Source organism: Dolichospermum flos-aquae CCAP 1403/13F, assembly GCF_012516395.1.
Lineage (GTDB): Bacteria > Cyanobacteriota > Cyanobacteriia > Cyanobacteriales > Nostocaceae > Dolichospermum > Dolichospermum lemmermannii.
This window is the reverse complement of sequence record NZ_CP051206.1, coordinates 2,731,359-2,744,460: the sequence shown is the minus strand read 5'-3', so window position 1 is coordinate 2,744,460 and position 13,102 is coordinate 2,731,359. Positions and strand designations below refer to the sequence as shown.

Annotated in this window: 9 protein-coding genes; 5 read left to right on the top strand and 4 right to left on the bottom strand. The window is 36.3% G+C overall.

Translation table 11 applies throughout. The annotated features are described in order from the left end of the window. Positions 1–134: 134 nt before the first annotated feature. Positions 135–2,546: a sucrose synthase gene (locus HGD76_RS13400; protein WP_168696084.1), complete on the bottom strand. Its 2,412-nt coding sequence runs from the start codon at positions 2,544–2,546 to the stop codon at positions 135–137. A gap of 1,157 nt (positions 2,547–3,703) precedes the next feature. Here HGD76_RS13400 and HGD76_RS13395 point away from each other — a divergent pair. The 3 genes from HGD76_RS13395 to HGD76_RS13385 all read left to right on the top strand — a co-directional run bounded on the left by HGD76_RS13395 (position 3,704) and on the right by HGD76_RS13385 (position 9,000). Further along, positions 3,704–3,940, top strand: a complete 237-nt coding sequence (locus tag HGD76_RS13395; protein ID WP_015079864.1) for a HetP family heterocyst commitment protein — start codon at positions 3,704–3,706, stop codon at positions 3,938–3,940. A 289-nt stretch (positions 3,941–4,229) separates the two neighbouring features. Then, a complete protein-coding gene (gene nifJ / locus HGD76_RS13390; protein WP_168696083.1) occupies positions 4,230–7,856 on the top strand; it encodes a pyruvate:ferredoxin (flavodoxin) oxidoreductase in 3,627 nt (1,208 codons plus the stop codon). 124 nt (positions 7,857–7,980) lie between these two features. Beyond that, complete coding sequence (locus tag HGD76_RS13385; protein ID WP_168696082.1) at positions 7,981–9,000, top strand: dihydroorotate dehydrogenase-like protein; 1,020 nt, start codon at positions 7,981–7,983, stop codon at positions 8,998–9,000. Here the strand turns inward: HGD76_RS13385 and HGD76_RS25395 are convergent. Then, complete coding sequence (locus HGD76_RS25395; RefSeq protein WP_233466876.1) at positions 8,918–9,133, bottom strand: hypothetical protein; 216 nt, start codon at positions 9,131–9,133, stop codon at positions 8,918–8,920. The genes HGD76_RS13385 and HGD76_RS25395 overlap by 83 nt on opposite strands. Before the next feature lie 169 nt (positions 9,134–9,302). Here HGD76_RS25395 and HGD76_RS13375 point away from each other — a divergent pair, with 169 nt between their 5' ends. After that, a complete protein-coding gene (locus HGD76_RS13375; protein WP_168696081.1) occupies positions 9,303–10,388 on the top strand; it encodes an ATP-dependent 6-phosphofructokinase in 1,086 nt (361 codons plus the stop codon). A 164-nt stretch (positions 10,389–10,552) separates the two neighbouring features. Here HGD76_RS13375 and HGD76_RS13370 read toward each other — a convergent pair whose 3' ends face one another. Next, positions 10,553–10,756, bottom strand: a complete 204-nt coding sequence (locus HGD76_RS13370) for a hypothetical protein (protein ID WP_015079868.1) — start codon at positions 10,754–10,756, stop codon at positions 10,553–10,555. 192 nt (positions 10,757–10,948) lie between these two features. After that, positions 10,949–11,197 carry a response regulator gene (locus tag HGD76_RS13365; protein ID WP_168696080.1) on the bottom strand — a complete coding sequence of 83 codons (249 nt, stop codon included), beginning with the start codon at positions 11,195–11,197 and terminating at the stop codon, positions 10,949–10,951. A gap of 233 nt (positions 11,198–11,430) precedes the next feature. Between HGD76_RS13365 and HGD76_RS13360 the strand changes: the two genes are divergently transcribed. Continuing rightward, complete coding sequence (locus HGD76_RS13360) at positions 11,431–13,068, top strand: IS1634 family transposase (RefSeq protein ID WP_168697441.1); 1,638 nt, start codon at positions 11,431–11,433, stop codon at positions 13,066–13,068. Positions 13,069–13,102 lie beyond the last annotated feature (34 nt).

Sequence of the window (13,102 nt, the reverse complement as noted above, 5' to 3'; positions counted from 1 at the left end):
GTTTTTTTGAATATTTAAGATTTACGTAGGTTGGGTTGAGGTACGAAACCCAACAAACTCCTGTAAATGAAATTCAACAAACTTCTGCAAATGTTGGGTTTCACTTCGTTCTACCCAACCTACAATTTTTATTTTTACTGATGAATGTGTTCTGATAAAATATGATCAGCGATAGGTTTATAAAGAAGATGAAATAAACTTTCCATATAACGATCTCTGGCTTCGTTATCTTCGGGATAGATGAAGTTCCAAAAGCTAAACATTTTCGTTAATAACAGGAGTTGATTTGTGTGGGAATTCCAGTTATATTTATGGCGAATGCGTTCAATCATCCATTGAGAATTTTCTAGCCAATGTTCTGGATAATTTTCACATTTTTCTAAGAAGTTGATAATTGTTTTGGCTGTTCCTGCTAAGTCTGTGGGGTTGAGGTTAAAGCCTTGATCATGGTTTTCAATAATTTCTAATGAACCACCAAATTGAGTTGTAAAAGTTGGTAATCCAGAAATCATTGCTTCTAAAATACTTCTGCTAAAGGATTCATAAAGGGCAAAGTGAATATAAATCCCTTGAAAATCGGCAATTACACGATAGGTTTCAGCAATATCGCGGAGAGGAAGACGCATTCCCAACCAGCGGATTTTATGGTGAAGATGATATTGATCAATAATCGCATGAATTTTTGCTATTTCTTGAATTTCTTCGGAGTTTGTTCCTAAGTCTGGATGAAGTTTACTGGTTAATAAAATTAGGTTACTATGCTTTTGTAATTCTTCACTTTTACCGAAACATTCAACTAAACCTGTGAGGTTTTTAATTGAGGTAATGGGACTAACGGAAAAGATCGGTTTTTTATGAGGATGATCTAATTTACCGAGAATTTCTGGGTGTTCTTGATGGAAAATTAGGTCTTGGATATGTTGACGACGCTGGGATTCTCTATTTGTTGTTTGGTTGTAGGGAAAAAATATATTTTCACTGACTCCTGGTAATACCACATTGAATTTAGGGCTAAATAAATCAATGCCATCAATTACATGATATAAGTTGGGCATGGTGAAACATTTATAAGATTCATATTGTCCCATTGTATCTGGTGTACCTACAATTTCTTGATAGGATGATGTGATAATAAAATCTGCGGCATTCATACTGATTAAATCAGCGGTAAATTGGGCAGAAAAGTGATATTGTGCTTCTAAATCTTGCCAATATAAGTTACTAAATAGATATTTAGGTTTTTCGAGGGAATGGGCAATATTACATTGGGTAACTTTCATTTTCCGGGAGAGAATAAAAGCAACTAAGTTCCCGTCACTGTAGTTACCAATAATGAGATTGGGCTTTCCTTGGAATTGTTTTAAAAGTTCTGCTTCGGCATCAAGAGCAAATTTTTCTAAATAAGGCCAAATTTCAAATTTAGAAATCCAGTTGTTGGTAATTTCCGGTCGAGATTCTGCAAAAGGAACGCGCAAAATCCAAGCATTTTCTGTACCATCAACTTTTTCTAATGGTAAGTTACAAAATGTGCCTTCACAATTGGGAATCAGTCGAGTTAATATAATGATATGGGGTTTAATTCCTAATGTATCTAAACCTGCAAGTTTAATTTCTGCCCGCATTTTATTTTCTAAACTGCGGGCTTGTTCTAAAACATAAATAACTTGTCCTAATGTTTCATCTCTGCCTAAAACATCTTCTTGTGCAACCCAACCATGGATAGAAATAAGGACGACGCGGAAAACTGCACAAATGCGAGAAACAAAGGTTTCTAAAATTGCAGGTTCGGGATTATCCATGAGTCTTTCCAGCAGTTCTAAGGTTTCTCTGACTCTGGCTGCATTATTACCCCAACCTGGTTCTAAACCGAGTTCTTGAAGATGAAATTTAAATTTTATATATGGTGTCTGGGGGGATAAATGACTCACAAATTCTAACGCTAGTTTGATTTGCTTTGTTAGTTGCAAACCTGAATGAATATGATTACTAATTAATAATTTGATGCCGTTATATTCTAATCTTTTTAATGATTGAAATAATGCGTCAATCCAATATTCAGGATCTGTCAATGCTTGATTACAAAAATAATGATTAAGAACGGTTAAACCTTGGCCAATATTTCTGGAATCATCAATTCTTGGTGCTGCTGAATAAAAGGGATGGAGATCAATTTCTAAAATGTGCGGTTGATAACGCTTTACTAAGCGATCGCTCACATCTAATAATGCTTTCGGTGTCATTAACTCAAACTTAGTCAAGTCCGCGCTTAATAACCATACTTCTTGACTCGCAATCTTTGGTCTAACTATAAACCAAGTATTTTCACCATCTAAAATTATTTCATGGGTGTATTGAATGAATGTCCCTAAAGAGGAAGAGTGATAAAAATAAGCGGGTTTTGGGAATTGGTGACAATAATCTGCAAAAGCTTGTAGAATCTCATTTCTTAAAAAGTAACGTTTATGATCCTTGCCTAATTCTAAGATAAAGTCACCTAAAACATTTTTTTCATCACTGTTAACAATAGTTTGCACTAATTTATACATTGTACATTACCAAACTCTAGCTAAAGTTAGGATTATTGAGATACTATTTCAGGTTAATAGTAAATAAGTTACTCAATTATTTACTTCTAGCTAAAGGATGAACCCTTACCTCCTCTTATAGATAGAGAAGTATCTATTAGTTAGATGACAGGGAATAGATAAAATTTTAGCAATCACTAATTTCAACTCAATAACTACCAATTTGGCTTTGTTGCTATTAATTACCATTTTGTAAACTTTACTTGTGCCACTTTTATAAGAGTCTATTGCAGTAAAAATTAAATATTACATCTATAAATATTACTCAATTCGTCAAAACCTGAATACTTATATCCTCAACAACTTTAAGACGTTAAGTATTTCGTGATGAAGTGTAACTAATTTAGCCAGAAAATTAAAAATAGCCAAAAATAAATTTATATCTTTATGCCATTTACAGTTTTGTAAATCTCCCTTGTGACAGTGTTTAAACAGTCATTTAATCCGCAAGTTAGAACTGACATTTTCTGTACTATTTAGAGAAACAAATTGCCAATTCGGCGTACCAGATAGGGAAAACATAGTATTCTGCATATAATAGTGTGACAAGGAGTATTTACAAAACTGAAGCCAGGAAAGATTTCAAGGTTGTATGACTATTTAAATAGTGTCATAATCCAAATATCTGTATTTCCTATTTTTTACCAAACAATCAAGGTGGACAGGAAATGCTAGGAATTTGCTTATATTTTTTACTAACACAAGGGTAATGTGGTTGGTAATTTTCCAGTCTTTACAATCGAAAATTTCAGAACTTAATCTATTTAGATCACCAATTGCCAATGATACACCCCTAATTAAATGGATACCACTGCTCACTAAACCTCACAGAAAATTCATAAAGTTCTCTGATAACCACAAATAATGTTGATATTTAATCGGTAAGTTATCGCTATACTCGAACTTAGATATCGAAGTTATTTACCAAGAGAATTAAATCCTTTACATATCACGGGCAGATAATCCTGCCACCTCAAATATCCCATTGATTTTTTCTATAATTCAGAATTTAGGAGATCAGTAATCAGGAGTTAAAAGGCTTGACTAAAAAGATTTTCTGTTCTGAATTATGACAACTTATTAACTTTCAATCCTACAAGATTAGATCAGGGTTAGTCATGAACTATCAAGCTTCTTCTTCTCAGAACGATTTTCATAGTGCCATCGCTCCCGAACAGTTCAATCGTATCATTGAAGCTATTGCTGATGGACGGTATTCTTGGGCTTGTGTGCTGATTTTACGTTGTATTGATTACAATCCAATTCACTATATTCCCCAGCGGACTTACAGCCGATTGATTAAAGAAAACCGTCAAGATCCTGGAACAGCTAGTAAACCAAAAACAGATATTTAAGTCTTTTGTGAATAGTCTTAACTACAGAGATTTATCTCAATTACTACGCCAAAAGTTAGAGGAACTTAGCAGAGAATTATTCCTTAAAACCAATAATTTGGGATTTTGTTCTCATCTAGCCCCCATACTAAATTTAGTACGGGGGGATTTTCTATGAACTATCCTATAATTATGATTTTAATAGATGGAAGTTTCTGCTGATTTTTCAGTTGAATGTAAAAACTAGGGAATTTGGGGCTAGGAAAACACCAATTACCCGAAATTTAGTAGTTCTTCAAGATAAAGGAAGATGAAGATGAGAACCTTTGCAACTATAGATGGTAATGAAGCTGTAGCTAAAGTCGTTTACCAACTAAACGAAGTTATTGCCATTTACCCAATTACCCCATCTTCACCGATGGCGGAATGGTCTGATACTTGGATGAGTGAGGGAAAACCGAACATCTGGGGAACAGTTCCTGCGGTGGTACAGTTGCAGAGTGAAGGGGGGGTTGCGGGTGCTGTACATGGGGCTTTACAAACGGGTTCACTGACAACCACATTTACAGCATCTCAGGGGTTAATGTTGATGCTACCAAATATGTACAAAATTGCTGGTGAACTTACACCTACAGTATTTCATATTGCGGCGCGATCGCTTGCAGCCCAAGCCCTTTCCATTTTCGGAGATCATAGTGATGTCATGGCCACAAGAACTACAGGTTTTGCCATGTTATGCGCTGCTTCTGTGCAAGAAGCCCATGATTTTGCCCTAATTTCCACAAAAGCAACTTTATCATCTCGCATACCTTACTTACACTTTTTTGATGGTTTTCGCACTTCCCACGAAGTCAATAAAGTAGAAATCTTAACAACTCCAGACTTACAAAAATTTATTCCTTTAGACTTAGTAATTGCCCATCGTTTACGGGCTTTAACACCTGATAACCCGGTATTACGAGGAACGGCGCAAAACCCTGATGTTTATTTTCAAGCTAGAGAAACAGTAAACTCTTTTTATCTCGCTTGTCCAGATATTACTCAACAGGTAATGGATGAATTTGCTGCAATGACGGGGAGACAATATCAACTATTTGATTATCATGGACATTTAGAAGCAGAAAAAATAATTATTCTCATGGGTTCTGGTTGCGAAACAGTTCATGAAACCGTAGATTATCTCAATCAACAAGGTGAAAAAGTGGGAATTATCAAAGTTAGATTATATCGTCCCTTTGATACCCAAAGATTTATTAATTCTCTGCCCAAAACAACCCGGATAATTGCCGTTTTAGATAGAACGAAAGAATCAGGGGCAATTGGTGAACCTTTATATATAGATGTAGTTACAGCTTTGGCAGAAAACCAACTTCACAAAATTAAAGTTGTGGGAGGTAGATATGGTTTATCATCTAAAGAATTTACACCAGCAATGGTAAAAGCGGTATTTGATAATTTAGATGTGGAGAAACCAAAAAATCATTTTACTGTGGGGATTAATGATGATGTTACTCATACCAGTTTAACATATAATCCCGAATTTAATATAGAAGCCGACAATATAGTTAGGGCAATTTTCTACGGTTTGGGTGCAGATGGTACAGTAGGGGCAAATAAAAATTCCATCAAAATCATTGGAGAAGAAACAGATAATTTTGCCCAAGGTTATTTTGTTTATGATTCTAAAAAATCTGGTTCAGTCACAGTCTCTCATTTGCGTTTTGGTTCTCAACCAATTCATTCTACTTATTTAATCACTAAAGCTAATTTTGTCGCTTGTCATCAATGGGACTTTGTAGAAAAATTTCCCATATTGAAAGATATTATTCCTGGTGGCACTTTTTTACTAAATTCACATTATCACAAAGATGAAATTTGGAATAAATTACCTGCTGCAATGCAAACAGAGATAATTAACAAAAATATCAAATTCTATGTAATCAATGCCTACAAAGTCGCCCGTGAAGCCGGAATGGGTGGACATATTAACACCGTTATGCAGGTTTGTTTCTTTGCCATTTCCGGTGTTTTACCAAGAGAAGAAGCTATAGATCAAATTAAAAAATCTATCTGTAAAGCCTACAGTAAAAAAGGCGAAGAAATCGTACAAATGAATATTCAAGCCGTTGATAAAACCTTGGAAAATCTCTATGAAATTAGGGAACGGGGAACGGGGAACACTTCGACAAGCTCAGTGCATCGCAGGGAACAAGAAAATATAAGAGTGTCCTCAATCCCCGATTATGCACCTGCATTTGTCCGCAATGTATTAGGGAAAATGATAGTCCGTGAAGGTGATGATTTACCTGTGAGTGCATTACCTGTAGATGGTACATATCCCACAGGAACATCTAAATGGGAAAAACGCAATATTGCTGAAGAAATTCCGGTTTGGGATGCTGACGTTTGTATTCAATGTGGTAAATGTGTGATGGTGTGTCCTCATAGTGTCATTCGCGCTAAAGTATATGCACCAGAAGAATTAGAAAATGCCCCAACAACTTTTAAAAGTGCCAATGCCAAAGAACATGATTGGCATGATTTAAAGTTTACCATTCAAGTAGCAGCAGAAGATTGTACAGGTTGCGGTATTTGTGTTGATGTTTGTCCCGCAAAAAATAAAGCCGAACCGCGCAAAAAAGCCATTAATATGGCAGCACAAAAACCATTGCGAGAACAAGAACGAGAAAATTGGGATTTCTTCTTAAATCTCCCTAACCCAGATAGACGAAATTTGCAGTTGAATCATATTAATCAACAACAAATGCAAGAACCGTTGTTTGAGTTTTCTGGTGCTTGTGCTGGATGTGGAGAAACACCTTATATTAAATTAGTAACACAATTATTTGGCGATCGCATGATCGTCGCCAACGCCACCGGTTGTTCCTCTATCTATGGTGGTAACTTACCCACCACACCTTGGGCAAAAAACGCCGCAGGTAGGGGGCCAGCATGGTCTAACAGTCTATTTGAAGATAACGCCGAATTTGGCTTAGGTTTCCGCGTTTCCATAGATAAACAAGCGGAATTTGCAGCTTATTTACTCCAACAACTTGCACCCCAAATAGGTGAAACTCTAGTTACAGATATTCTCACCGCAGAACAAAAAGACGAATCGGATATTTACTCTCAACGTGAACGAATTGCTATTCTCAAAGGAAAATTAAAAGAAATTATCACCGCAGATGAACACAGATTAACGCAGATGAAAGAGGATTCTATTAGCGTTTATCTGCGTTTATCTGCGTTTAAAAATCTTCAATCCCTCGTTGATTATTTAGTGAAAAAAAGTGTTTGGATCATTGGTGGTGACGGTTGGGCGTATGATATTGGTTATGGTGGATTAGATCATGTAATTGCTAGTGGACGCAACGTTAATATTCTCGTATTAGACACAGAAGTTTATTCTAATACTGGTGGTCAAATGTCCAAATCTACCCCTAAAGGTGCAGTGGCAAAATTTGCCGCAGGTGGTAAACCTACAACTAAGAAAGATTTGGGTTTAATTGCCATGACCTACGGTAATGTTTATGTTGCTAGTGTAGCAATGGGCGCAAAAGATGAACAAACCCTGAAAACTTTCTTAGAAGCCGAAGCTTACGACGGTCCATCATTAATTATTGCCTACAGTCATTGTATTGCTCACGGTATCAACATGAGTACAGCCATGCAAAACCAAAAGGCTGCTGTAGACTCTGGACGCTGGTTATTATATCGCTATCACCCCGACAGATTACAACAGGGAGAAAACCCTTTACAACTTGATTCCCGTACCCCTCACATACCAATAGAAAATTCCATGTACATGGAAAACCGTTTTAAAATGTTGACGAAAATTAACCCAGAAACGGCAAAAGAACTCCTCAAAGAATCCCAAGCAGATGTTAATACCCGTTGGCAAATGTATCAATATTTAGCTGCAAGAAAATTAAAATAGCTTTGAGTCAGTTGTTAGTAGGGGCGAAGCATTTGGAAGATAAATTATCGGTCATTGCCAAAAATAGTTCTCCAAATGCTTCGCCCGTACAGTTGTCAGTTGTTAGTTTTTAATCACCAAATTTATGAACTTAACTACCACATATTTAGGTTTAGAATTAAAATCCCCCCTAGTTCCCTCCGCGTCTCCACTTTCGGAAGACATTGATAATATTAAATTAATGGAAGATGCAGGTGCAGGTGCTGTTGTTATGCACTCGCTATTTGAAGAACAATTAAACTTAGAAAAATCCGCACTTTATCATCATTTAAGCCATGGTACAGAAAGTTTTGCAGAAGCCTTAACCTATTTCCCAAATATTGCTAATTTCCGAGTCGGACCAGAAGAATATTTAGACCATATTCGCAAAGCTAAAGAAAAGGTGGATATTCCCATTATTGCTAGTTTGAATGGTTGTTCCGTCGGTGGTTGGACTAAATATGGTAAACTCATCCAAGAAGCAGGAGCATCAGCACTAGAATTAAATATTTACTATGTTCCCACTAACCCAGATTTAAGTAGTAACAATATCGAGCAAAATTATCTTGATATTCTCACATCTGTTAAAGCCGCCGTTACTATTCCTGTAGCCGTAAAACTCAGTCCTTACTTTACTAATACTGCAAATATCGCCAAACGTTTAGATCATGCCGGGGCTGATGGATTAGTATTATTTAATCGGTTTTATCAACCAGATATTAATTTAGAAAATTTAGAAGTCGAACCTCATGTCCTTTTAAGTACCCCCCAAGCCATGCGTTTACCTCTGCGCTGGATAGCCATTCTCTATGGTCATATTCAGGGGAGTTTAGCTGCAACTAGCGGTATTCACAATGCCCATGATGTGATCAAAATGTTGATGGTGGGAGCAAATATAACTATGTTGTGTTCTGTATTATTACGAGAAGGTATTAACCATATTCACTGTTTAGAAAAAGACCTACGGGAGTGGATGAAAATACATGAATATGAATCTGTCAAGCAAATGCAAGGTAGTATGAGCCAGTTAAATTGTCCTAATCCTAGCACCTTTGAACGCGCTCAGTATATGAAGGCTTTGCAAACCTATAATCCAGATTCGGGTAGAGTTTATACAAAAAGTTAGGTAATAGGTAATAGGTAATAACTGACAACTGTACGGGCGAAGCATTTGGAGAACTATTTTTGGCAATGACCGATAATTTATCTTCCAAATGCTTCGCCCCTACTAACAACTGACAACTGTACGGGCGAAGCATTTGGAGAACTATTTTTGGCAATGACCGATAATTTATCTTCCAAATGCTTCGCCCCTACTGACAACTAACAACTGTACGGGCGAAGCATTTGGAGAACTATTTTTGGCAATGACCGATAATTTATCTTGCAAATGCTTCGCCCCTACTGACAACTAACAACTGACAAACAATGAAAAAACGTATTGGTATTCTTACCAGTGGTGGTGATTGTCCGGGTCTAAATTGTGTGATTCGCGCTGTTGTGAGTCATGCCACACGGACTTTTGATTGGGAAGTAGTGGGGATTCCTTACGCTACCCAAGGGTTGCTAGAACGGAAAACTGTGCCGTTAAGTATACATGGTTGGGATTTGCGCGGGATTGACCCTTTACTAAATATGGGGGGAACAATTTTAGGTAGTATTAATAAAGGAGATACTTTAGCCCATGCTGATGAAATATTAGCAGGTTATGAAGCGATCGCTTTAAATGCTTTAATTATTGTGGGTGGAGATGGTAGTTTAAATATTATTCATCAATTAGCCGTTTTAGGTAATTGGAATTTAATTGCTATCCCCAAAACTATTGATCATGATGTCGCTTTTACAGAACGTTCAATCGGCTTTGATACGGCAATTAATACAATTGTTGATGCTATTAATCGTCTGATCTTTACTGCTGCTAGTCATGACCGAGTGATGATTATCGAAGTTATGGGACGCAGCGCCGGACATTTAGCTTTACACTCAGGAATTGCCGGCGGTTCTGATGTGATTTTAATTCCCGAAGTCCCCTATACTATTCAAGGAATATGTCATCATCTGACCGAATTACGCGATTGTTGGCAAAAAAAATTTGCTATTATTGTGGTTGCTGAAGGTATATCTGTTTGTGCAGAAGATGCCGATAATCCTTCTATTTGTACTACTGCTATTGATAGTGAGCGAAGCCGAACTAAATGTGGTCAAGGTCAATATATTGCCGAAAAAATTGCTAATTGTAGTAATCACCTGATTGATACCAGAGTTTCTGTATTAGGACATATTCAGCGTGGTGGTATCCCCTCAGCTTTAGACCGTCTCACAGCTACTATGTTTGGTAAAGTTGCAGTTGATTTAATTGCCCAAAATCAATATGATCAAATGTTAGCTTGGCAAAATGGCAAAGTTGTCACTTTCCCCATTCAAGATGTGATAGATAATAATCCCTCTCTTGTTAATCCTCAAGGTGATTTAGTCCAAACCGCTAGGTCTTTAGGAATATATATTGGTGAATAAAGTAAGAGGCAATAGGTAATAGGTAATGGGTAATGGGTAATAGGTAATAGGTAATAGGTAATAGGTAATGGGTAATAGAAAGATAAATAATCTCCCCTACTCCCCCTACTCCCCCTACTCCCCCTACTCCCCCTACTCCCCTTGCCTCCTGCCCCCCTTACGTATTACTCAGCTTCAGCGAGCGCTTCTAAATGAAAAGCTACATTTTTAAGCGCCATTTCAATTTCGTTACTATAAGAAAGACTTCTCCATCTTGGGGCTGTGGCATGATCCAAGGCAGTTGTATCCAAGTATTCTGCAAAAACTATCAGTTTTTCGGGGTCTGTTGCGGCTGTTGCCAACTTTTCTAAAAACTCTTGAGGTGTCATAAAATTTGCCAAAAAAAAGTAAAAGTCTCATCAATCGGTCAATTCTATGAGCATAAGTGCTGTAATCCCCAAAAATCTGTTCAAAATATTCAAAAATGAATAATTGACAACTGTACGGGCGAAGCATTTGGAGAACTATTTTTGGCAATGACCGATAATTTATCTTCCAAATGCTTCGCCCCTACTGACAACTTACTTGAGGACAAAATTTAATTTTGCCAATAACTCTTCATTAGTATAGGGTTTTGATAAAATTGCTGTAACTTGAGATTCATTATTTGGCTCTAACATATTCTCTATATTGCATCCACTACAAGCAATTATTAGCACCTGGGGGTTGATTTCTTTTAACTTGCAAATGGCGGAATTTCCATTCATTCCTGGCATCATTATATCCATCAATACTACTCTGATTTGATCCCGGTATTGGTTGTAACCCACATTCCGCACCCCAAACTGTCACAGATCAAAAAAGCCCTTAAAGTAGTACATAATAACTAAAGTCAATTCAAAAATTAAGATGCTTAATGATAATAAATAGCATTAAAAGCGAAATGGTGTGAGAAAGTGAAACTTGGTAACAAAAGAAAAAAATGAATTGATAACCAAATAAGAAATAATTGATAACAACAGAAGTATGAGAGGAAACTGTTGTGAAATTAAAACCTCAAGAAATGGAAATTCAGAACATAGACCATCTAGGGATAGTAGCAGGAATCATAGATTCAATCGGAATAGTAGAAATAATAAATGAATTAATAGGAGTCGAAAAAGACGAAAAAGTAAATGCAGGTCAAGTGGTAAAAGCCATGATAATAAACGGGTTAGGATTTGTCTCCAAACCGTTATATATGTTTCCCAAATATTTTGAAACAATAGCCTGTGAGCATTTAATAGGAGCAGGAGTAAAACCAGAATATCTCAACGACGATAAATTGGGGAGAGTCATGGATAAACTGTTTATAAAAGGCTTAGATACAATCTTTTTTATCATAGCCTTAAAAGCTGCTCAAAAATTTGGAGTATCACTATCAACATCACATCTAGACTCATCATCAATGCACGTGCATGGGCAGTATAACACTAGCTTACCATTCGTAATATTTGAGAGTCAAAAAGTAGGAAATAACCAAGAATTAGAAGAATTAGCAGTAAAATCACCAAAAGAAATAACCATCACCTACGGTTATTCTCGTGACCATCGTCCAGACTTAAAACAGTTTATCATAGAAATGATATGTTCAGGAGATGGAGACATACCAATATTTTTAAAACTAGCATCGGGAAACCAAGCTGACTCATCATGTTTTGGTAAAATAGCAGTAGAATATCAAAAACAATTAGAAGTTAATAGTCTCATGGTTGCTGACGCTGCTTTATATACAGAATCAAACCTGAAAATGATGTCAGAATTACGTTGGTTATGTCGAGTACCATTAAGCATAAAAGCAGCAAAATCATTAATATCAACATTAGCAGAATCAGAATTTATTGATAGTACAATACCAGGATATAAATTAGCATCAAAAATCCAAAATTATGCAGGGATAGAACAAAGATGGTTAGTAGTGCAAAGTCAAGAAAGAAAAGAATCAGACCTGCATAAGCTCACACAAAAAATTACCAAAGCAGAATCAAAAGCTGTGCAAGATTTGAAAAAGTTATCACAAGAGAGATTTGCATGTGTTGCAGATGCTATCAAGGCATTATCAAAATTATCAAAACAATTCAAATATCATCAAATTCACGAAAGTACGGTGACTCAAGTAAAATCTAATAAAAAAGATACTTCAGGAGAAATATCCTATCAAATATCAGCTACAGTCTCCCAGGATGAAAGTAAAATTAATACAGAATTGCTGAGTGCGGGACGTTTTATTATTGCGACAAATGTTTTAGATTCAAAGGAACTAAGCAATGATTCTATGCTCAGGGAATATAAAGCTCAACAATCATGTGAAAGAGGGTTTGGTTTTCTCAAAGACCCATTATTTTTTGCCGACAGTATTTTCCTCAAAAGTCCTGAGAGAATAGAGTCTTTGGGAATGATTATGGGTTTATGTCTACTGGTTTATACTTTGGCTCAACGTCATATTAGAAATGCTCTTTTGGAGTCTAAATCAACAATTAAAAATCAATTAGGCAAAGCAACTAATCGTCCTACTTTACGCTGGATTTTTCAATGCTTTCAGTGTATTCATTTGGTTACACTCAGTCAGGAGAAACATATTTCTAATTGGAATAAGGACAGAGATTTTATCTTGAGTCTTTTACCAGATGATTGTTTACGTTACTATCAATTAGTCAGCTAATTATCATCTCTATCAATTTAATTTCTATGAGTAA